The sequence below is a fragment of the Paracoccus seriniphilus genome, from assembly GCF_028553745.1.
Classification (GTDB): domain Bacteria; phylum Pseudomonadota; class Alphaproteobacteria; order Rhodobacterales; family Rhodobacteraceae; genus Paracoccus; species Paracoccus seriniphilus.
In genome coordinates this window covers 1926701-1948889 of record NZ_CP067129.1, presented here as the reverse complement: position 1 = coordinate 1948889, position 22189 = coordinate 1926701, and the positions used below count along the sequence as shown (strand labels likewise).

Here is a 22189-nt window from a genome sequence, read left to right as displayed (position 1 = left end):
ATGACCGGATTGGTGATCTCTCTGACGACGATCCCGCCGCGTCTGAACAGGATTCAGCCGACGCTGGACGATCTGCTGAATCAAAGCGCGCCGGTCGATGAAATCAGGCTGTATCTGCCCCGCAGCCATCGCAGGTTCCCGCTGGCCCGGTCGGATATTCCGCAGATGCCCAAAGGTGTCAGATTGATTCTGGTGGATGAGGATATGGGCCCGGCCACCAAGGTTCTGCCCGCGGCCCGTGATCTGCGCGGGCAGGATGTCGAGCTGATCTTCTGCGACGATGATCAGAAATATGATCCCGATTGGGCCGCGCGTTTTCTGGCGGCCCGCCCCGCGCATCCCGATGCCTGCCTGGTTCAGAAGGGCTACCATCTGGAAGACCGACCCAATGGGACCAAATATTTCCCGCGCCATGATCCGGCGCATCATCCGCGCGCGCAGCGTTTCCGCCGTGACCTGTGGTACCGGATGCGCCGCGCTGCCAGCCTTGGAGCATGGCGGCCTGCGCGACCTTTTGCCAGCTGTGGCTATGTCGATATCCTTGAAGGCTATCGTGGCGCGATGATCCGCCCCGATTTCCTGCCGGAGGAGGCCTGGCATATTCCCGATGTCCTGTGGACCGTCGACGACCCCTGGCTGTCAGGGCATCTGCTGCGCAACAATCACCCAATCTGGCTCATCTCGGACTGTCCGCCGCCGATAGCCACGCATGACGCGCATTGTCTGGAAGGCTTGCGCGACTTTGTCTGTCAGGGTCATGATCGGCGCAAGGCCGATACATTGACCATCGAATATTTCCGCCAGAACCATGGGCTGTGGCCTGATCGCCTGCCACCTCAGCAGCAAGAGGAACTGCCCGAAGTTCAGAGCCTCTTGGAAACCATGGGCGCGCCATATGGAAAGACGGGATAAATTAGGCATCATCGGCCCAGGACACCCTGTCGGAAATGCAGGGGCAGGGGCGCATGAACCGAAAGGGACAGCATGAGTAACATTCTGACGCTGAATGCAGGATCAGCGACGATCAAATTCTCGGTCTATCACGCGGGCACATCTCCGGTTCTGCGTCTCTCGGGCCATGTCGACGCGCTTGGCAGCGATGACGCCACCCTTACGGTCGGACATGGTGAATCCCGGCACTTCCGCCATCTGGGCCCGATCGATCACGCTGCCGGGATCCGCGCCATTCTGGAAGAGGTCGCCTCCGAACATATCGTTGCCGTCGGACATCGGATCGTGCATGGCGGTACGGAACATGACGCGCCGGCTCTGCTGGACGAGGCTGTCCTGAGCGATCTTGAGCAGCTCTCAGCTTTCGCGCCCTTGCATCAGCCGCATAATCTGGCCGGGGTTCGCGCGGCAATGGCTGCCTTTCCCCAGGCCGTGCAGATCGGCTGTTTCGATACTGCCTTCCATCGCGGGCACCCCTGGGTGAATGATGCCTTCGCCCTGCCGCGCGAATATTACGCCAAGGGAATCCGGCGCTATGGATTTCACGGGCTGAGCTATCGCTATATTGCTGAAGAACTGGCCCGCATCGACCCGGACGGCCACGAACGCTGCGTGGTCGCTCATCTGGGAAACGGGGCCTCGCTTTGTGCGCTTCGCGACGGACATTCGGTCAGTTCGACCATGGGATTCTCGGCACTGGACGGGCTGCCGATGGGCACGCGATGCGGCCAGCTGGATCCCGGCGTGGTGTTGTATCTGTTCCAGCAAGAGGGGATGAGCGCAGAGCAGATCAGCGATCTGCTTTATCTGGAGTCCGGGCTGAAGGGGCTGTCGGGCCTGTCGAATGACATGCGGGTTCTGCAGGACTCCGGCACCAAGGAAAGCCAGCAGGCAATTGACTATTTCGCCTTTCGGATTCGCCGTGAAATCGGTGCCATGGCGGCAGTTCTGGGTGGATTGGACTGCCTGGTCTTTACCGGCGGCATCGGCGAGAACTCGGCCGCGCTGCGGGCAAAGGTCTGCGCGGATCTGGGATGGCTGGGAATCGCGTTGCAGGATGAGGCCAACAGCCGGAACGACCCGGTCATCTCGGATGGCAAGGTCGTGGTGCGTGTCGTCCCAACCAATGAAGAACTGGTCATCGCGCGTTCGGTCTTCAACCTGCTTGACCGGCAAGGTAGCCCCGAAACCCCATAGGGGCGGAGCGCGCTAGAAATCCAGCCCCAGGTCGATCGTCGTGGCCGAATGCGTCAATGCGCCCGAGGAGATGTAATTGACCCCGGTCGCGGCGACTTCGGCGATGCGCTCCAGCCGCATGTTGCCTGATGCCTCCAGCACCAGCCGCCCGGCGTTCATCGCCACGGCCTTTTGCAGCATTTCGGTGGACATGTTGTCCAGCAGGACCACATCTGCACCGCCTTCGTCCAGGACCTGCTGCAGCTGGTCGAGGTGATCGACCTCGATCTCGACGCGCATCATATGCGAGGCATGGGCCTTGACCGATTGCAGGACCGGTCTGATGCCCCCCGCAGCGGCAATATGGTTGTCCTTGATCAGGATCGCATCGGACAGTGAAAAGCGATGGCTGAAGCCGCCGCCATGCAGCACCGCCTGTTTTTCGACCATGCGCAACCCGGGTGTGGTCTTGCGCGTGCAGGTGATGCGGGTGTCAGTGCCTGCGGTTTGCGCGACGAAAGCCGCAGTCATGGTGGCGATGCCGCAAAGCCGTCCCGCGAAGTTCAGCGCGACCCTTTCGCCCGACAGGATCGAGGCCGCATCGCCCTCGATGATGGCCAGTTCGTCGCCAGCGGCAAATTCGCTGCCGTCATCGCGGATGACGGTAATCTTCAGTGTCGGATCGACCAGCGAAAACGCGATTCGTGCCAGTTGCATCCCCGAGGCGATGCCGGATTGCCGTGCCACGATCCGTGCCCGGTAATGGGTTCCGGCAGGAATGACCGTCCGGGTGGTGATATCGCCATTCGTGCCCAGATCCTCCAGAAGCGCCGAGCGCACCAGCGGTTCAAGGATCATGTCGGGCAGGGCGGGCAGCGTGGTCATGAAACCTCCGATAGCAGGGTGTCGCGCAGGGCAAGCGCGCGTTGCAATGTCATCCGGCTGCGGCGCGCGGGTTCCGCCGCATTGGGGAAATCGTCGCGACAATGCGCCCCCCGGCTTTCGCGCCGTTCATATGCGGCGGCGCAGATCAGCGTGGCGGTGGCGGTCATGTTCAACAGCGCATCGCAACCGGGCTGGGCAGCTTCGATCCGGGCGATGGTGGCCAAGGTCTGTTGCAGCCCTGCCGCGTTGCGCAGCACGCCGGCACCGCGAGTCATGGCCTGACGCAATTCCTGCACCAGATCGTCGCGGGCCAGTGGTGCAACGGGCAGTTCGGGCAGTTTGACGGGTTCGGCCTCATCCTCGAATGGTGCAATGCTGTCGGCGATATCCATTGCGCAGATTCGACCAAAGACCAGCGCCTCGAGCAAGCCATTCGAAGCCAGCCGGTTGGCACCGTGCAGGCCGGTCGAGGAAGCCTCGCCACAGACCCACAGCCCTTCCAGGCTGGCGCGGCCATTCGCCCCGACCGCTACGCCGCCCATATGGTAATGCGCTGCAGCGGCCACCGGGATCGCCTGGGTGACCGGATCGATGCCCGCCTTGGCGCAGGCTTCGGCCACGGCGGGAAACTCCGTGAGGATGCGCGGGCCAAGACAGTCGCGTGTGTCCAGCATCGGGCGCTGACCGGCCTGTGTCTGCGCATAGATGGCGCGGGCCACGATATCGCGGGGGGCAAGCTCGGCATCGGGATGGACCGCAGGCATGAAACGTTCGCCTGCCGCGTTGAGCAGATGAGCACCTTCGCCGCGCAGGGCCTCGGTCGCCAGCGGCGCGGGATCGATCCCGCAATCTATCGCGGTGGGGTGGAACTGGACGAATTCGGCATCCGCGATCACCGCCCCCGCGCGTGCGGCCATGCCGATGACCTCGCCCCGGATGCGGGGAGGATTGGTGGTGATCGCATACAGCCCGCCCGAGCCGCCGCCCGCCAGCAGAACCGCCGGAGCATGCAGGGCCAGCGATGCCGAGCCTTCGCTCTTGGCGATGGAGACACCGGCAATGGCATTGCCCTGTCGGATCAGCCCCGTCGCGACGACCCCTTCCAGCACCTGAATTGAGGGTGTGGCGCGGGTCTGGGAAATCAGGGCGCGCATGATTTCCGCACCTGCCTGATCGCCCCTCACCCTGACGACGCGTGCAAAGCTGTGCGCGGCCTCACGCGACATGACATATCCGCCATCGGCCGAACGGTCGAAAGGCGTGCCGAGGCTGGTCAGGTCCAGGATATGCGCCTGCGCCTCATCGGTGACCATGCGGGCAATTTCGGCATCGACGCTGCCGGCACCGGCGCGCATCGTATCCCTTGCATGGGCCTCTGCGCTGTCATCGCCACTCATGGCGGCGGCAACACCGCCCTGTGCCCAGGCCGAACTGGCGCCTTCGCCCAGAGGGTCGGGCGAAATCATCAGGACCGGACGCGGGGCCAGCTTCAGCGCCGCGTAAAGCGCCGCAAGCCCGGCGCCCACGATCACGACGCGGTTGGTGTTGATCTGATGCACCTGTGGTCTGTCCTCAGGCTGCAAGCTTCTGGGACAGCGCGATCATCCGCTCGACCGAACGACGGGCATCGGCGGCAATCGCGGGATCGACCTCGACCGCGCCGGTCATGCTGTGCAGCGACCAGAGAATTTTCTCCAGCGTGATCTTCTTCATGTAAGGGCACATGTTGCACGGCCCCAGGAAATCGACTTCGGGATGCGCGTCCGAGATGTTCGAAGCCATCGAACATTCGGTCACCAGCATTGCCTGCGCCGGACGCTCGCGCCCGACCCACTCGAGAATTCCGGCGGTCGAGCCTGCAAAATCGGCCTCGGCCACGACGTCGGGCGGGCATTCGGGATGGGCGATGATCTTCAGATCCGGATGCCAGCTGCGGAAATCGCGCAGATCCTGAGGCGTAAAGCGTTCATGCACGATGCAGCGCCCGTCCCACCAGACGACACGTTTGTGGGGAACCTGTTTGGCGACATTCTGTGCCAGATATTTGTCCGGCGTCATGATGACCGTGTCGCCTTCCATCGCGCCGACGATCTGGGCGGCATTGGCAGAGGTGCAGCAGATATCCGAGGCCGCCTTCACCTCGGCAGTGGTGTTCACATAGCTGACCACCGCTGCGCCGGGATAGCGGGCGCGCATTTCCGCGATGCCTTCGGCGGTGATGCTTTCGGCCAGAGAGCAACCGGCCTCCATATCGGGCATCAGCACGGTTTTCTCGGGGCTGAGGATCTTGGAGGTTTCGGCCATGAAATGGACACCGCATTGCACGATGACATCGGCCTTGACCTTGGTGGCCTCGATCGCCAGCGCAAGGCTGTCCCCGACGACATCCGCGACACCGTGATAGATGTCGGGTGTCATGTAGTTATGGGCCAGGATGACGGCATTGCGTTCCTGCTTCAGCCGATTGATCGCGGCGACATAGGGGGCCGCGACCGCCCAGTCGGGCAGGGGCACCACGCGGTCCATGCGGGCATGAATGTCGGACATGCTTTCGGCAAGCTCGAGCGACGGTTTCAGATCGTAATGGGCCTGCAATTCGTCGCGAATGGCCGTCAGGTCTAGCAAAGTGGTGTCCTCCCGTGGTGGATCGGCCCTGCGGATATGGGAAATCTTGGTCCCGGCAGTGCATGGTTGTTTGCACCATGAGCGCGGTAGTTACCGAAAACCTGACCATCTAGCAATATTATGACATGTTCCTCGACGTCATTTAGAACGTTGCAACCGGATTATTCTGCCTTTCGGCGCTTTTGCCAGGGTGCGCCATAGGTCAGCCACATGACCGAAACCCACCAGAGTGCCAAGATTGCCCAAAGGTCCACCACCAGTTTGCGCAGGAACCCCTGATCGGGCGGATTCATCTGGAAGGCATCGCCAAGCACGGACAGCAGCACGCAGGCCAGGAATGACCACAGGCCACCCCGGCCGATCTGCTGCAGCCCCACGCCCAGTCTCGTGCTGGCCAGTCGCTCCATCACGTCGGCCAGCGGCACCGCGACCAGCCAGCTTGCGGCGACAATGGCCAGATAGCGCGTGCCGTCCAGATGCCATTTGTCGATGCTGCCATAGACCTGTTTCAGCGCCTGCCGCAGGGGCAGGGCTGGCTCTCCGATCTTCGAGGCGATGACGATGGTGGCTCCGAACAGGAACATGCCCGTGGCCAGAGAGGTCAACAGGGTGCGATGGCGCCGCAGCACCGGCATGAATTTCTGGCGAAACAGGCCCATGGCAACACCGGTAAAGAACAGCATCTGCCAGCCGAACGGGTTGAACAGCAGTCCGTTCTTGTTGTGATTGGGCAGAAGCGGGTTCAGAACGGGGGCAAACCACCACAGGATCAGCGATCCGATGGCGAAGATCAGCGGAAAGCGTTTCAGCACCGGCACAAGCAACGGCGCCGAGGCGATCAGCACCACATAGACCGCCAGCACATCCAGCAGATTGGGCTGCAGCCACATCGTCGCCAGAACACCCAGATAGCCAAGCGGGTTTTCGATGATCCAGACCGCATATTGGTTCCAGATCGCGGTATGTTTCATGCCGACCGCCAGCAGGCCTGCCGAAAGCAGGGCCATCACAACGCCGCCGACCACCAGGGCCCGCCAGACCTCGAAGGCGCGGCGGGCAAAACGCCATTGGGCCTTGCGCATGCCATCGCGCCGCTCGACACTTTGCCAGACCAGGCCAACCAGGAATCCCGACAGCAGAACGAACAGTTCGGCGGCGTCGAAGATCGAGAAATTTGCCAGCGTCAGGCCACGCAGGCCGGAGACCGGCATATGGTCCAGCATGATGCAGACCAGCGCATAGCCGCGCAGCATGTCAAGGGCGATCAGGCGGTTCATGATGTGGGCTAACCTTCGCTGTGTCCCTGATCAACAGGGCAGGCGGCTGAACTGCGCAAGCAGCGCAGGGTCCGAGACAAGCGCGCTGGTTTCTGCCGCGTCAAGAAAGTCCAGAGCCTCGGTCTGATCTGCCGCGTTCTCGATCTTGGCAGCTGCGGTGATATGGGGCAGCCGCTGCGCGACCGGACCTTCCGTCGTCATCGGCTCCAGCATGGAAACATGCCGTGCGCGGGCCTGAGGGTCACGGCCCAGACGCAGGATCGCCTCGGGTCCGCTCAGCGGGCGGGGCAGGGCGCGGGCCTTGGCGACCGCCTCGGAGAGGATCGCCGGAGGATTTCGCTCTTCGGGGGTCACCAGCAATCCGCGCATCCGGGCCCATCTGCCGAAAATCGGGCTGGCCGACAGGCGCGAGGTCAGTGGCGACAGAATCAGACCCGCGAGGATGGGTGACAGCCAGATCAACTGCGCGGGCGAGAACTGAGCCAGCACGATCAGCGTCGCCACACCCAGCAGGACATGCGCCCAGTGCCGGCTGAGCACCACTTGCCAGTCGGGCATATGGCCAGCCCGGGTTTGCGCCTGCCAGCCACTGTCACGGCCGCGCAGGATGTCGAAGATCTGGCGGGTCTGGATCAGCATCTGAACAGGGGCAATCAGGGCGGAAAGGACAATCTCGAACAGGGCGCTGGCAAAGATGTGCACCGGCCCGCCCGATTCCTGCCCCAAGGGCCGCATCCACGCCCGCAAGGTCGCGATCAGCTTGGGCATCAGCAACAGGCTCATGGCGGCGATGAACAGCCACAGCATGCGTCGCGCGTCAAAGACCGGCCAGTCGGGGAACAACTGATAGGAATTGGGGAAATATTCCGGCGTCGACAGCAGGACGGTCGCGGACAGCACCAGACCGACAAGGATCAGTGCCAGCCAGATGGGGCTCATCAGGAAACCCAGAATGCCGATCGCAAAATGCAGTCGGCTGATGGCCCGCGCGCCGCGCATGGTAAACAGGCGGGCATGCTGCAGGTTGCCCTGCGCCCAACGACGCTCGCGCGCGGCCATGTCCAGCAGTGTCGGCGGGCAGCCCTCGAAGCTGCCGCGCAGATCTGCATCCAGCCTGACCTTCCAGCCCGCGCGGCACAGGGCCGCGGCTTCGACGAAATCATGGCTGAGAATGGTGCCGCCAAAGGGCGGGCGGCCGCTCAGCCGGGGCAAGCCACAGGCGCTGGCAAAGGCGCTGACGCGGATGATGGCGTTATGGCCCCAATAGTTTCCGGTATCTCCGGACCAGGCGGCCACGCCGCGTGCAATCATCGGGCCGTAGACGCGCCCGGCAAATTGCGTCAGCCGTGCGAAGATGGTTTCACCACCCACCAGAATCGGCATGGTCTGGATCAGGCCCAGATCGGGATCTGCATTCATCCGCGCCGACAGTTGCGCAATGGTGTCACCGGTCATGACGCTGTCGGCATCCAGCACCACCATCTGATCATATCGCCCGCCCCAGCGACGCAGGAATTCGGCCACATTGCCGGATTTGCGATCCTCATTGCTGGTCCGGCGACGATACCAGATCGGCAGCGGCGCGTTTTCGCGGACCGCCGCAACGGCGAGGGTTTCATTGACGGCGACCGCAGGATCACGACTGTCCGACAGCACGAAAATCTCGGCCCGACCGGTCATTCCCTGCCGCGCCAGGTCGGTCGCAAGTGCCCCCAGTAAGCCGATGCTCTGGGCGGCATTTTCGTGATAGATCGGCATGACGACCGCGATTCGTGCATCATTGCGCCCCTGCGGCGTCGTGATGCGCGGTGCAAGCAATCCGGCGAGCAGTGCACAGAAGGAAAAACCGACCCAGGCAAATGTCGGCACGAAGAGCACCAGCAAGGCCATCTGCATGGGCGTGGGCTTGTCCCCGAAGGCCGCGAACATCTGCAACAGCCCGACCACGGCAATGGCTGCCGTGCCGCCAAAGGCGATGACGCGGGCCAGCCAGACACGCCAGCAATCGTGGCCGCGCGGACGCCTGACCTTGGGCGCCGTGGCAAAATCCTGCACCGGCATGGCCAGAGGGGCCTCGGGCGGCACCGGGGTCAGAATGGCGGTCATGTTCTGATCGTCGCTCATGCCGACCAGCGCGAAAGCCAGGTTTCGCTCAAGGCGACCCCGTCCTTGTCGACCAGCAGCGCCTGAAGATCGGCCAATGTGGCGGCACCCGGCTCGAATTCAAAGGCCAGACGCAGGACATTCTGTGCCACGAGCGGCTTGATATAGGAATGGACGATGCGACCGGCCGAGGCGCTGACCTGGAACTGGGGCAGTTCATCGGTGAAAAGCGACCGGTCAAAATCGATGATGAAGCTGCGGGTGGTTTCGACATTGATCGACCTGCCGGAGCGCACCTGCCGGACCTTGGCCAATGGCACGTCATTGGGCGGCAGCGGCGCAAAGCTGAGACGATAGCGGAATTCATGCCGCTGGTCCTTTTTCAGGACCTCCTTGGGAACCCAGTAGCTGACGATATTGTCGTTGAACTCGTTTTCGACCGGGATCTCGATGAGTCGGACCTCGCCTTCGCCCCATTCGCCCTCGGGCTGGATCCAGGCTGACGGGCGCTGATGATACATTGCCTCGGCATCCTGATAATCCGTGAACTGGCGGTTGCGCTGGATCAGGCCGAAACCACGCGGGTTCTTGTCGATGAAGGACGAAATCTGCAGGGTCTTGTGCGAGGACAGGCTGCGCCAGAGGGCCTGACCGGCCCCCGTGTGCATTTGCAGGCCATCGCTGTCATGGACGGCGGGGCGATAGTCATCGACATTGCGGCGGCTGGCCGGGCTGAACCAGAACATCGAGGTCAGCGGCGCAATGCCGGTATGTTGCAGATCGACGCGCGGGAAGATTGCCACGCGGGTGCGAACCATGGTCACGGCACCGGGATTGACGTCGAACTGAAAGGCCGCGGTCAACGACTTGCTGTCCAGCAGCGCGTGGATGCGCACCGATTCGGACGTTTCATCGGGCTCATGCACCCAGAAATCGGTGAACAGGGGGAATTCCTCGCCGTCGGGGCTGCCGGTCTTGATGGCCAGCCCCCGTGCCGACAGACCATAGAGTGTCCCCCGCGCGACGGCACGGAAGTAGCTGGCGCCCTGGAAGACCAGGAATTCATCCATGACACCGGGGCGATTCAGGATCGTGCGCAGGCGAAAACCCGACCAGCCCATGTCGCCCTTGGTTTCAAGGTCGGCACCATCGGGGAATTGCGACGGGTCGAATTCCAGCAGCTTGGGGTCGAAGTCGATCTTGATCGGCACACCGTCACGGACAATGTTGATATTGACCGGCTCGTAGAAAATCATCCCCGGCGGCAGCAGATCCATGGAAAACCGGCTGGTGCGGCTGAGCGGATCCTTGGCGCGGCGAAAGCGGATGGCGCGATATTGGTCATAGTTCAGATCGGCGAAACTTCCGACCTGATCCGCCACCGGTTGCTTGTAGACCTTCGCCGCCCGCTCGGTCGCCAGCCCGGCCACATCTTCGAAACTGAAGGCCATTGCTGCCGGCTGAGGGGGATGCATTGTGTCCGAGGCAGTGCTTTCGGCCTGTGCCTTTGCGCGGATGGGTGTTGCCACAAAGGCTCCGCCAGCGGCCGCAGCAGCAGCGGCATTGAGGAATTCACGACGCTTCATATCTGATGATCGATGCAAAAAAACCGTTTCCTTCTAAAGATGCAGCTGCATCCCAGCAAGCCGCATCGCTAACGCATCAGGACGTTGTTTGGTTGTCCAAAATTCGTGAGCAAGCCGTGAATCGGCGGTAATACGCCGATCCGGCTATTGCCGTGCCAGCCATTCGGTCACGGGACGGCGCAGACTGGTCAGGCCTGCCGCCTGCGCCTCTTCGATGACCTGGCGCAGATCCGAAATGGAAATGCGCCTGATCAGATGCTTGACCGGACCGATCGAGGCAGGCCGCATCGACAGCTTGCGAATCCCCAGGGCTGCCAGCGTGACGGCCTCGATCGGCCGACCCGCATCCTCGCCGCAAAAGGACAACGGCACACGGGCATCTTCGCAGCGGGCCACGATCTGGCGCAGCAGGTCGAGGAAAGAGCTGTTCAGCGTGTCATAGCGGCGGCGCACGCGTTCGTTTTCGCGGTCGGCCGCAAAGAAGAACTGCTTCAGATCGTTGCCACCAATCGAGACAAAATCGCACATTTCAAAGAATTTCTTTGGCGCAAAGGCAATCGACGGGGTTTCCAGCATGGCGCCGACGCGCACATCGGTGGGCAGTTCATGCCCCAGCCGCTGTTCGCGCGACAATTCCTGCATCAGCATGCGGTGGGCATCTTCATATTCGCTCATGTCGGCAATGAAGGGAAACATCACATGTAGCGGCCGTCCGACAGCTGCCCGGATCAGCGCCTGCAGCTGCATCCGCAACACGCCGCGCTTGTCCAGTCCGACACGGATGGCCCGCCAGCCCATGGCAGGGTTGGGTTCGTCCTGCGGTTTCATATAGGGCAGAACCTTGTCCGAGCCGATATCCAGCGTGCGGAACATCACGGGTTTGCCCATGGCCCGGTCCATGACATGGCGATACAGTTCCGCCAGTTCGCCCCGACGGGGAACATGATTGCGAACCAGGAACTGCAATTCGGTCCGAAACAGCCCGACTCCCTCGGCGCCCGAATCCTCGAGCGAGGGCAGATCTGCCATCAATCCGGCATTCATATGCAGTTGGATCGTCGTCCCGCAGGTGCCGGTCGCAGGCAGATTGCGCAGGCTTGCGTAACGGTTCTGCGCTTCGGCCTGCATGGCGATCTTGTCACGAAATGCGGTGGCGACACTGTCTTCCGGGCGCAGATGGACCAGCCCCTGATCGCCATCGACAAGGATCGGGTCGCCATTCAATGCCTCGGTGGTGATCCGGCTGGCGTGAATGACCAGCGGGATCGCCAGCGCACGTGCAACAATGGCGGCATGGCTGCCGACCGAACCCTCTTCCAGAACCACGCCCTTCAGCCGACGGCCATATTCCAGCAATTCGGCGGGGCCGATGTTGCGGGCAATCAGAATCGGCCGGGGCGGCAGTTCGGCGCCGGTATCCACGCCCTGGCCTGTCAGGATGCGCAGCAGACGGTTGGACAGATCATCCAGATCATGCAACCGGTCGCGCAGATAGGGGTCCGAGGCCACCTCCAGCCGCGCGCGGGCCGAGGATTGCTCTTTCTCCACCGCCGCCTCGGCAGAGAGGCCCAGCTGGATGTCCTCTTCCATGCGCTTGAGCCAGCTGCGCGAATGCGCAAACATGCGATAGGTTTCCAGAACGGCGGCATGGTCGGCGTCATCGATCATGTCCGAAGCGGCGACCATTGTATCTACGCGCTGGCGCAGGCGGGTGACACCTTCATGCAGGCGCTCGAGTTCGCGTTCGGGATCGTCACCGACCGGGTTGGTGACCACGACACGCGGTTCATGCAGCCAGACCTGGCCTTCGGCGGCACCTTCCTGCGCCGTGGCACCCTGAATCATCAGGGGAAAGCGATGTGCCTGCGGCATGCTGTCGGAATGGCTGTCCTGAAAGGCACCCAGTTCCGTCATTTCGGCCAGAACCATGGCAACGACTTCCAGTCCGTAGACCTCGTCTTCGCTGAACTGGCGGGAATCATTGCACTGCACGACCAGAACGCCGAGGCGCTCACCCACGCGCTGGATGGGAACACCCAGGAAGCTGGGAAAGACTTCCTCGCCGGTTTCGGGCATGAAGCGGAAGCCCGGCTCGGACGGAGCATCGGCGGTATTGACATGGCGGCCCGTGCGCGCGACGCGGCCGACCAGACCCTCGCCCAGGCGCAGACGCGTCTGGTGCACGGCCTCGGGACGCAGCCCTTCGGTCGCGCAAAGCTCCAGCGTGTTCGCGTCACGGAACAGGTAGATCGAGCAGACCTCGGTTCCCATCGAATCGGCGATGTGATGGGTGATCTGGTCAAGCCTGTCCTGACCATCGCCCGCGGCGGCGAGAATTTCTTTCAGCCGCCGCAGCAGCTTGCGTGATTCACTGTCTTTGCGGTCATTCATCGCGTGCCTGCCTTTGCTGTCGCGATGGCCCCGCGCGGGCCGTCGGCCGGAACAGAGGTTCTGTCCGGATCAGGCCGCTTCGAGGCCGAAGGCATCATGCAACGCCTGCACCGCCAGTTCCATATATTTGCGGTCGATCAACACCGAAATCTTGATCTCGCTGGTTGCGATCACCTTGATGTTGATGTTTTCGGCGGCAAGTGCCTCGAACATCGTCGCTGCAACGCCGGTATGGCTGCGCATGCCGATGCCGACGACGCTGACCTTGGCAACATCGGTGTCGACGATCAGTTCGTCATAGTCGATCTCGCCCGAAGCCTTCGCCTGTTCAATGGCTTTCTTGGCGCGCTCGACCTGGTTGATCGGCACCGAGAAGGTCATGTCGGTCACCGAACCGGGGTGATCGTCATAGTCTTTTTCCGAGATGTTCTGAACGATCATGTCGACATTCACGCCCGCATCGGCCAGCGGCTGGAATATGGCGGCGGAAATGCCGGGCCGGTCCGCCACGGTCACCAGGGTGATCTTGGCTTCTTCCCGGGAATAGGCGACGCCATTGACGACTTTCGATTCCATGATTTCATCCTCATCGCAGACCAGCGTGCCAGAATTCTCGTCGGTATCCTCGAAGGAGGATAGCACGCGCAGCCGAACTTTATAGCGCATCGCCAACTCGACCGAGCGGGTCTGCAAGACCTTGGCACCCAGGCTGGCCAGTTCCAGCATTTCCTCGAAAGCGATCTTTTCCAGCTTGCGCGCTTTCGTGGTGATGCGCGGGTCGGTGGTATAGATGCCGTCGACATCGGTATAGATATCGCAGCGTTCGGCATCGAAGGCGGCGGCAAAGGCAACGGCCGTGGTGTCCGAACCACCGCGACCCAGCGTCGTGATCCGCCCGTCAGGGGCCAGCCCCTGGAAGCCTGCCACGACCGCGACCTTGAAGCCTTCACTGAATTTCTGATCCAGGTTGGCGCGCGGAATGTCGACGAAACGGGCGGCGGAATGGGCCGCCGTCGTGTTGATCGGCACCTGCCAGCCCTGCCAGCTGCGCGCCGGAACGCCCATTTCCTGCAGGGTCAGCGCCATCAGGCCCGCGGTGACATTTTCACCCGAACTGACGACGGCATCATATTCGCGGGCATCAAACAGCGGTGAGGTCTGTTCGACCCAGCCGACCAGCTCATTGGTCCGGCCGGACATGGCGCTGACGATGACGATCACGTCATAGCCACGCTCGACCTCGCGCTGGACCTTGCTGGCCGCGTTCTTGATCCGATCCAGATCGGCGACGGATGTTCCGCCAAATTTCATCACCAGAAGCGGCATTGCAGGCCTCCAGCCAGAGGGTTGTCATTCGCGGGGGCTTTTATGATCGACTAAGGGAAAGGGCAAGAGCGCAATGAAATTGCCCAAGCGGTGATCCGCCTGCCTGTTTTCCCCGTTCCGATGAACAGGTGGCGGAAATCAATTGGCTTTCTGGCGCGGGATGAAGGGCAGGGGGGCAACGGGAACGCCGTCTTCCAGCAGCTTTCTTGCGTCCTCGGCACGGGCCTCGCCATGAATCGCGCGGCTGGGGCTGCGGCCTTCATGCATGGCGCGCGCCTCGTCCACGAACTTGTTGCCGACATAATCGGAATTGGCCTCGATATGCCGACGCAGCTTTTCCAGTGCCGCCGCAGCGGGATTGTCGGGCTGTGTCAGGCTGGGCGGCGCGGTTTTGTCCGCCCGGGCGCTGTCCTTGCTGACCGAGGGCGACATCAGCGCCTTTTCGATCTTGGTCGATCCGCATTGCGCACAGCTGATCTGCCCGGCGGCCAGCATCTTCTCGAAGCTGTCGGAAGAACGGAACCAGCCGTCGAACTCGTGATTGTTTTCGCAGCGCAAATCGTATCGGATCATCACCCAATTCCCAATCGGATATCGCCCATATATTGTGTTACTTGGCCCGGACCGCAAGATCGCGCAGGCTTGCGATCAGCGCATCGGGGTCTCCGGCCTGCGCAAGCAGCACCTCGCGCGCGGCTCGTCCCATGGCTTTCGCCGCCGCGGCGTCGCCGCTCAATTCGTTCAGGACATCGGGCAGAGCTTCGGTGCCGACCAGCCGTGCCCCGCCTGCCTCCTGCAGCGCGCCATAGGCATCGACAAAGTTCCCGATATTGGGGCCGTGCAGGATGGCGCAGCGATAGGCGGCTGGTTCCCAGGGGGTGTGGCCGCCGTGGTCGCTGAACGAGCCGCCAACGATGCACAGGCCCGCGCGGCGATACCAGCGGTCCATCTCGCCTAGGGTATCCGCCAGCAGCACATCGCCGCCTTCGGCCTCTTCCGAGCGTCGCCTCACCGCCAGATTCCGGCTCCGGATCAGGGCCGCAACCTCGTCGCCGCGCTGGGGGTGGCGGATGGCCAGAATCAGGCGCAGTTCGGGGTTTGCTTTGCGTGCCTGAAGCCAGGCGTCCAGAATCGGCTCTTCCTCGCCCTGATGGGTCGAGGCTGCCAGAATCATGTTTCTGCGGTTGGCATCCGATTCGGGCGGCATGATGGCGGCAGGCGTCAGCAGCTTCAGATCAAGGCGCGGCAGCACGGCCGCCCTTGGCAGCCCCAGCCCGATCAGCCGTGCCTCGCTGTAGGGATCCTGCGCCGATACGGCCGCAAGGCGTTCCAGCACCGGCCCGATCAAGCCGGGAAAGCGGGACCAGAGCCTTGCGGATTTTTCCGAGATCCGGGCGCCGATCATGGCCTGTGCAATCCGGCGTTGTGCCAGAAGGCGTGAACGCAGTGGCCAGAATTCACCTTCCAGCGTGACCTGCAGTCTGGGTTGGACGGCATCCAGAAAGCGCGTTGTCGCGCCGGGCATGTCCAGCGGCGCCAGATAGGCGGGCAGCCCCCAGCCAGCAACCAGATCGCGACCGGTTTCGCTGTTGGCTGTGACGATGACACGAAATTCGCTGGCCAGGGCCTCGATGATCGGGCGCGCCGAGGTCAGTTCTCCGACCGAGGCGCCATGCACCCAGATATCGCCCTGTTCGGGCCGGGGGGACATCCCAAGTCGTTGTCGCAATGCCCTTGATCCGCCAAGCCTTGCGCGAATCCGCAGGGCCGTTTCCGCAAGACGTGACGAGAGCGCATATATCATCGCGACCTTTCAGGGCTTTGACTGACAAGGCAGGCCGCGCGGCAATCCGCTTGCGGACCCGTCATTCCTAGAAGGCGGAAGATTTCTTGTAAACGCCCTGCACGACCGCCCCGCTTGGGGACGTCAGCACTCGATGGGCAAAACATTCCTGCGCACAACCGGGCTCTGGTGCCGCATGGCTTTGTTTTCTCTGGGAAAAGTGGCAGCCCGTAGGGGAGTCGAACCCCTCTTTCCAGGTTGAAAACCTGGCGTCCTAACCGATAGACGAACGGGCCACTTGTTTGCGCTGCCAGTGTCTCTGGCTGGCGTGGAGCGGTGTTTAGGCAAAGCTTCGGATGGGCGCAAGAGGATTTTTCATCCTTTTTCAAAAAAAATGAAAAAAGATGAAAACGGCAGGAATTTTCTCTGCCCTGCCCCTTTCCGCGGCGCGCGCGCGGCGAAGGGCAGGGGCACTTTATGGTGTCGTACCAAACCGTTGCGCTGATGGCCCCCCCGCGCGTGGTCTGGCGAAGACGGTGATATTGGCGCAGCGCCTGTTTCTGCGCTAAAGGGAAAGGCGCCCGTGGTGCAACTTGCGGTCGCGGGTTCTTGCAGCGCCTGTGCGAGGCGAGTAAACCGCAGGCCAAAACAAGGGACAACGCATGTCGATCACCGAAGACGAGGCCCGCAAGGTCGCGCATCTGGCGCGCATCGCGGTCAAGGATGAGGCGCTGCCCGCATTGGCGCGGGAATTGAGCGGTATCCTGAATTTCATGGAACAGCTGAACGAGGTCGATGTCACCGGCGTCGAGCCGATGACCGGCGTCACGCCGATGCGGCTCAAGCGTCGCGAGGATGTCGTGACCTCGGGTGGTTTCGCAGACAAGATCCTGTCCAATGCGCCCGATGCGCGTGAAGGATTTTTTGCCGTGCCGAAGGTGGTGGAATGAGCGAACTGAACAAACTGACCATCGCCGAGGCCCGCGATGCCCTGGCCAAGGGACAGGCCAGCTCGGTCGAACTGACCGAAGCCTGCCTTTCCGCAATTGATGCTTCGGCTTCGCTGAATGCCTTTGTGCATGGCACTGCCGACAAGGCCCGCGAGATGGCCCGGGCCGCCGATGCGCGCATCAAGGCCGGAAACGGCGTGGCAATGACCGGTATCCCGGTCGGCATCAAGGATGTCTTCTGCGTCAAGGGTGTGCCCAGTCAGGCCGCCAGCCGGATCCTGCAGGGTTTCGTTCCGGAATATGAATCGACGGTGACGCAAAACCTGTGGGACGCCGGTGCGGTCATGTTGGGCAAGCTGAACCAGGACGAGTTCGCCATGGGCTCGACCAATGAAACCAGCTGCTATGGCAAGGCAGTCAATCCGTGGAAAGCCGGTGACGGCAAGGAATTGACCCCCGGCGGATCGTCGGGCGGCTCGGCCGCGGCAGTTGCAGCCGATCTGTGCCTTGGCGCGACCGGCACCGATACCGGTGGTTCGATCCGCCAGCCCGCAGCCTTTACCGGTACGGTCGGCTTGCGTCCGACCTATGGTCGCGTCAGCCGCTGGGGCGTGATCGCCTATGCTTCTTCGCTGGATCAGGCCGGGCCGATGACCAAGACCGTGCGCGATGCCGCGATCATGCTGGGCGCAATGGCCTCGGTCGATCCGCAGGATTCGACCAGCGCGGATTACCCCGTGCCGGATTACGAGTCGCTGCTGACTGGCGACATTCGTGGCAAGAAGATCGGCATCCCGCGCGAATACCGCGTCGATGGCATGCCCGAGGAAATCGCCGCATTGTGGCAGCAGGGTGCGGACATGCTGCGCGATGCCGGTGCCGAGATCGTCGATATCAGCCTGCCGCATACGAAATATGCACTGCCGGCCTATTACGTGATTGCGCCGGCTGAAGCCTCGTCGAACCTCGCCCGTTATGACGGGGTGCGTTATGGTCACCGCGCCAGCCTGGGGCAGGGCGATGGCATCGTCGAGATGTATGAAAAGACCCGTGCCGAGGGCTTTGGCCCCGAGGTGCAGCGCCGCATCATGATCGGCACCTATGTGCTGTCGGCCGGATTCTATGACGCCTATTACAATCGTGCCCGCAAGGTCCGCGCGCTGATCAAGCGCGATTTCGACAATGCCTATGCGGATGGCATCGATGCGATCCTCGCCCCGACCACGCCATCGGCGGCTTTCCCGCTGGGGGCGATGGATCAGGCCGATCCGGTGAAGATGTATCTGCAGGACGTGTTCACCGTGACGCTGAACCTTGCCGGATTGCCGGGGATTTCCGTTCCCGTCGGTCAGGACAAGCAGGGGCTTCCATTGGGGCTGCAACTGATCGGGCGTCCGTTCGAAGAGGGCGAACTGCTGAACCAGGCGATGGTTCTGGAGCAGGCGGCAGGTTTTGTAGCCAAACCCGAACGCTGGTGGTAGTTTTCCCCCGGTTGCTGGCAGATTCATGAATGATGACCATGGGGGCGTGATGCGCGGTTGGGTGATGATTTCGGTGCTGGCTCTTGCCAGTTGTGGCGTACAGCAGGGTTGGAACCCGAACTATACGTATGATGCGACCCGTTATGGCGAATACAAGGTGGCGCGCGAAGTGGCGCTGACGACCGGGCAATCGGAATCGCAGGTGATTCCGATTGCCCTGCCGGCTGAGTCGCCCAGCCCGGAGAAGATCGCGGGGCATACGCCTGTCGCGGCTCCGGTGGCTTCTGATACCGTTGCCGCAGCTGTGGCTCCGGTCGCGGCTGCGGGGAATGCGCCGACACGCATCGTGCCTGACTCGATGCTGGCGGGGCAGGATGCGTCCTATCCGGGCTCGGTCCCGGTTCTGGTGCAATATGCCTATGGCGCAGACCATGCGGTGGGCAAGTCGATCTACAGCCGTGCCGGCGCGTCGAGCGCCACGGCGGCGCGGGTCTGTGCCAGCTATGAAGATGCGGATGCCGCGCAAATGGCATTTCTTGCCGCAGGCGGCCCCCGCAAGGATCCGCGCGGAATGGACCCTGACGGAGACGGTTATGTCTGCGGCTGGGATCCTGAAAAGTTCCGCCACGCGCAGCTTTGAGCAGGCATTATCCAAGTCCGAACTTCGGTGATCGGCGAGGGCAGAGGCCCTCGCTGATCGTTTTGCATTATACGGCCATGCGGGATGCAGCCTCTGCGCGACAGCGGCTTTGCGATCCCGATGCCGAGGTCAGCGCCCATTGGCTGATCGACGAATCGGGCCATGCCGAGGCGCTGGTCGCCGAAGAGCATCGCGCCTGGCACGCGGGGGCGGGATCTTGGTGCGGTCGGGATGATGTCAACTCGCGCAGCATCGGGATTGAAATCGCCAATCCCGGCGACCGGCCCTTCGCGGCGGCGCAGATGGATTCGCTGGTTGTCCTGCTGCGCCAGATCATGGCGCGCTGGTCGATTCCTCCGGCGGGGGTGATCGGACATTCCGATATGGCGCCTGGGCGCAAATCGGATCCGGGGCCAAGATTCGACTGGCGGCGTCTGGCGCTGGAAGGGGTGGCGATCTGGCCTGAAGGCAAGGAGCGGGCCTCTGTTGATCTGGATGCCAGTCTCGACCGGATCGGCTATCCGCCTTGCGATGCAGAGACGCGCCTTGCGGCCTTTCGCCTGCGCTTTCGCCCCTGGGCCAGAGGCGCGGCGGATGGGGATGATGCGCGCTGTGCGGCCATGGTTGCGGGGTTGGTCGAGCGTGCCGGGTGACGGTTCGGTGCCCGGAGGCATTGACCTGCTGGCCTTCCGGGGTCATATGCAGCCGGTGCGGGGGGCTGGATGACCGCGTGACCATGTGTTGCGAGGAAAGTCCGGACTCCATGAGGCGACGATGCCGGGTAACGCCCGGCGGGGGTAACCCCAGGGAAAGCGCCACAGAGAACAGACCGCCCGCGCTTGCGCGGGTAAGGGTGAAACGGTGGAGTAAGAGCCCACCGGAGGGCTGGCAACAGTCCTCGCATGGCAAGCCCCATCGGGAGCAATGCCGAATAGGGACCGCGCGCGGAGCAATCCGCAGGGCCGCCTTGCCCCAGCAGGTCCGGGTAGGCAGCTAGATCCGGTCGGTAACGGCCGGGCCAGAGGAATGGTCATCCAGAGAGAGTTTTCTCTTGGACAGAATCCGGCTTACAGGCCCCCCGCACATCTTCTGCTTCTCGGGGGGGGCAGATGCGGTGTAGCCCCCGGAAACCGGCGTGACGCGCGCTGCATGGCTGCCATGAGTGATCTGCGAAGGTTTTTCCATGATTCGCGGTTGACTCTGCGCCTTTCGCGGCTAAAAGGCGGGTTCAACACGAATTCCACGGGATGGCGCAGGCGGCGCGTATTCCGAAGTAGGAGCATTAGCCATGGCGAAGCCGACGACCATCAAGATCCGGCTGAACTCGAGCGCGGGAACCGGTCATTTCTATGTGACCAAGAAAAACGCGCGCACGATGACCGAAAAAATGACCGTTCGTAAATACGATCCGGTCGTGCGTCAGCATGTCGAATACAAAGAAGGCAAGATCAAGTAAGATCTGTCTCTGCATTCGCACGGATAAAAGGCCGCACCCGAAAGGGCTGCGGTCTTTTCGCTTGTCATCAGCCTATCACGACACTGATCATGCGGAACGGACAGCAAAAGGGGCGCCCGCTGCCGGACGCCCCCTTGCCATTCATCATGTGCCCCCTGTCGCCCGCAAGGGCAGGGTATTTGCGACCTAGCCCAGGACTTCGGTGATGGCGTCCTTGGTGACCGAGATGATCTGGTCGGCCTCTTGCCGGGTCAGGCACAGCGGCGGCGCAAAGCCGATGATGTCGCCCTGCGGCATGGCCCGTGCGATCACGCCGCGTTTCAGCATGGCGGCGACAACCTTCGCGCCCTTGCCCTCGGCAGGGTCGAAAAAGGCGCGCTTGTCCTTGTCAGCGACCAGTTCGACAGCGCAAAGCATGCCTTCACCGCGCACCTCACCGACATGGGCATGTCCGCCGACTTGCTCGCGCATGGTCTGCCAGAAGTAGGTGCCGGTTTCGCCTGCGTTCTTCACCAGACCCAGCTGGTCGATCAGCTTGAGGTTCGCGACCCCGGCTGCGGCACCGATCGGATGGGCGGAATAGGTCCAGCCATGGCCCAGCACGCCATATTCATCCGTGCCCCTGGTCAGCACATCCCACATCTTCTGTCCGACGATGGTGGCCGACAGCGGCGCATAGGCGCTGGTCAGGCCCTTGGCGCTGGTGATCAGATCGGGCTTGATGCCATAGTGATCGCTGCCGAACATGCTGCCCAGACGGCCAAAGCCGGTCACGACCTCATCGGCGATCATCAGGATGTCATGCTTGTCCAGGACCTTCTGGATGGCCTGCCAGTATCCGGCAGGAGGCGGAACGATGCCGCCGGTGCCCAGAACCGGCTCGCCGATGAAGGCGGCAATCGTGTCTGCGCCCTCGGCAGCGATCAGCTCTTCCAGTCTGGCCACGCAATGGGCGGTGAACTCGGCCTCGGACATGTTGCTGTCCTCGCGGCGATAGTAATAGGGCGCCTCGGTATGGATCACCTGTGCCAGCGGCAGGTCGAATTTCTTGTGGAACAGTTCCAGCCCGGTCAGGCTGCCCGTCATCAGCCCCGAACCGTGATAACCGCGCCAGCGGCTGATGATCTTCTTCTTTTCGGGGCGGCCAAGGATATTGTTGTAATACCAGACCAGCTTGATGTTGGTTTCATTGGCATCCGATCCGCCCAGCCCGAAATAGACCCGCGCCATGCCTTCCGGCGCGCGGTCCATGACCATCTTGGACAGGGTGATGTTCACCTCGGAGCCATGCCCGGCATAGGCGTGATAATAGGCCAGTTCGCGGGCCTGGTCGGCAATGGCCTCGGCGATTTCCTGACGGCCATAACCGACATTCACGCAATACAGCCCGGCAAAGCCGTCCAGCAGCCTGTTGCCGTCGCGGTCGGTGATGAACACGCCTTCACCGCTGGTCACGATGCGCTGGGGGGCCTCGCCACGTGCGAATTGTCCCAGATGGGTCGAGGGGTGAAAGAAGCTCTCGCGGTCCCATTTCGCCAGTTCGTCATTCGTCAACATCT

At 62.5% G+C, this 22189-nt stretch carries 18 protein-coding genes, 1 tRNA gene and 1 other RNA gene; 8 read left to right on the top strand and 12 right to left on the bottom strand.

Translation table 11 applies throughout. The annotated features are described in order from the left end of the window. Nucleotides 1-912, top strand: coding sequence for a glycosyltransferase family A protein (locus JHW44_RS09485; RefSeq protein ID WP_089344637.1), 912 nt, complete (start codon nucleotides 1-3; stop codon nucleotides 910-912). A gap of 72 nt (nucleotides 913-984) precedes the next feature. Then, on the top strand, nucleotides 985-2148 hold the full coding sequence (locus tag JHW44_RS09480) for an acetate/propionate family kinase (RefSeq protein ID WP_089344638.1): 1164 nt from the start codon (nucleotides 985-987) through the stop codon (nucleotides 2146-2148). Between the two features lie 12 nt (nucleotides 2149-2160). On the opposite strand, the gene nadC is transcribed toward JHW44_RS09480, so the two are convergent. From nadC to JHW44_RS09425, 11 genes are all read right to left on the bottom strand, one after another. Beyond that, nucleotides 2161-3012: a carboxylating nicotinate-nucleotide diphosphorylase gene (gene nadC / locus JHW44_RS09475; RefSeq protein ID WP_089344639.1), complete on the bottom strand. Its 852-nt coding sequence runs from the start codon at nucleotides 3010-3012 to the stop codon at nucleotides 2161-2163. Next, nucleotides 3009-4571, bottom strand: a complete 1563-nt coding sequence (locus tag JHW44_RS09470) for an L-aspartate oxidase (RefSeq protein WP_089344640.1) — start codon at nucleotides 4569-4571, stop codon at nucleotides 3009-3011. The genes nadC and JHW44_RS09470 overlap by 4 nt, the downstream gene beginning before the upstream one ends. A 13-nt stretch (nucleotides 4572-4584) precedes the next feature. Then, nucleotides 4585-5637, bottom strand: coding sequence for a quinolinate synthase NadA (gene nadA, locus JHW44_RS09465; RefSeq protein WP_089344641.1), 1053 nt, complete (start codon nucleotides 5635-5637; stop codon nucleotides 4585-4587). A 161-nt stretch (nucleotides 5638-5798) separates the two neighbouring features. Continuing rightward, nucleotides 5799-6914 carry an OpgC domain-containing protein gene (opgC, locus tag JHW44_RS09460; protein ID WP_089344642.1) on the bottom strand — a complete coding sequence of 372 codons (1116 nt, stop codon included), beginning with the start codon at nucleotides 6912-6914 and terminating at the stop codon, nucleotides 5799-5801. 30 nt (nucleotides 6915-6944) lie between these two features. Further along, nucleotides 6945-9038, bottom strand: coding sequence for a glucans biosynthesis glucosyltransferase MdoH (gene mdoH, locus JHW44_RS09455; protein WP_089344643.1), 2094 nt, complete (start codon nucleotides 9036-9038; stop codon nucleotides 6945-6947). Then, nucleotides 9035-10603 (bottom strand): OpgD/OpgG family glucan biosynthesis protein, encoded by a 1569-nt coding sequence (locus JHW44_RS09450; RefSeq protein ID WP_089344644.1) that lies wholly within the window; start codon nucleotides 10601-10603, stop codon nucleotides 9035-9037. The genes mdoH and JHW44_RS09450 overlap by 4 nt, the downstream gene beginning before the upstream one ends. A 144-nt stretch (nucleotides 10604-10747) precedes the next feature. Then, nucleotides 10748-12994: a phosphoenolpyruvate--protein phosphotransferase gene (ptsP, locus tag JHW44_RS09445; protein WP_089344645.1), complete on the bottom strand. Its 2247-nt coding sequence runs from the start codon at nucleotides 12992-12994 to the stop codon at nucleotides 10748-10750. Between the two features lie 69 nt (nucleotides 12995-13063). Continuing rightward, complete coding sequence (locus JHW44_RS09440) at nucleotides 13064-14320, bottom strand: aspartate kinase (protein ID WP_089344646.1); 1257 nt, start codon at nucleotides 14318-14320, stop codon at nucleotides 13064-13066. A 138-nt stretch (nucleotides 14321-14458) separates the two neighbouring features. Beyond that, the gene (locus JHW44_RS09435; protein WP_089344647.1) at nucleotides 14459-14893 is read right to left on the bottom strand and encodes a DUF1178 family protein; all 435 of its coding nucleotides are present in this window, start codon (nucleotides 14891-14893) and stop codon (nucleotides 14459-14461) included. A 37-nt stretch (nucleotides 14894-14930) separates the two neighbouring features. Next, nucleotides 14931-16124, bottom strand: a complete 1194-nt coding sequence (locus JHW44_RS09430; protein WP_089344648.1) for a 3-deoxy-D-manno-octulosonic acid transferase — start codon at nucleotides 16122-16124, stop codon at nucleotides 14931-14933. 200 nt (nucleotides 16125-16324) lie between these two features. Continuing rightward, a tRNA-Glu gene (locus JHW44_RS09425) sits at nucleotides 16325-16399 on the bottom strand. A gap of 366 nt (nucleotides 16400-16765) precedes the next feature. Between JHW44_RS09425 and gatC the strand changes: the two genes are divergently transcribed. The 6 genes from gatC to rpmG all read left to right on the top strand — a co-directional run bounded on the left by gatC (nucleotide 16766) and on the right by rpmG (nucleotide 20630). Further along, nucleotides 16766-17053 carry an Asp-tRNA(Asn)/Glu-tRNA(Gln) amidotransferase subunit GatC gene (gene gatC / locus JHW44_RS09420; RefSeq protein ID WP_089344649.1) on the top strand — a complete coding sequence of 96 codons (288 nt, stop codon included), beginning with the start codon at nucleotides 16766-16768 and terminating at the stop codon, nucleotides 17051-17053. Beyond that, nucleotides 17050-18534, top strand: a complete 1485-nt coding sequence (gene gatA / locus JHW44_RS09415) for an Asp-tRNA(Asn)/Glu-tRNA(Gln) amidotransferase subunit GatA (RefSeq protein ID WP_089344650.1) — start codon at nucleotides 17050-17052, stop codon at nucleotides 18532-18534. Before gatC ends, gatA begins: the two co-directional genes overlap by 4 nt. 25 nt (nucleotides 18535-18559) lie before the next feature. After that, nucleotides 18560-19174, top strand: coding sequence for a hypothetical protein (locus JHW44_RS09410; protein ID WP_245847159.1), 615 nt, complete (start codon nucleotides 18560-18562; stop codon nucleotides 19172-19174). Between the two features lie 77 nt (nucleotides 19175-19251). Next, nucleotides 19252-19827, top strand: a complete 576-nt coding sequence (locus JHW44_RS09405; RefSeq protein WP_089344748.1) for an N-acetylmuramoyl-L-alanine amidase — start codon at nucleotides 19252-19254, stop codon at nucleotides 19825-19827. 57 nt (nucleotides 19828-19884) lie between these two features. Beyond that, an RNA gene (gene rnpB, locus JHW44_RS09400) (RNase P RNA component class A) lies at nucleotides 19885-20260 on the top strand. A 202-nt stretch (nucleotides 20261-20462) separates the two neighbouring features. Then, nucleotides 20463-20630, top strand: a complete 168-nt coding sequence (rpmG, locus tag JHW44_RS09395) for a 50S ribosomal protein L33 (RefSeq protein WP_089344652.1) — start codon at nucleotides 20463-20465, stop codon at nucleotides 20628-20630. 186 nt (nucleotides 20631-20816) lie between these two features. On the opposite strand, the gene JHW44_RS09390 is transcribed toward rpmG, so the two are convergent. After that, complete coding sequence (locus JHW44_RS09390) at nucleotides 20817-22187, bottom strand: aspartate aminotransferase family protein (protein WP_089344653.1); 1371 nt, start codon at nucleotides 22185-22187, stop codon at nucleotides 20817-20819. Between the last annotated feature and the right edge of the window lie 2 nt (nucleotides 22188-22189).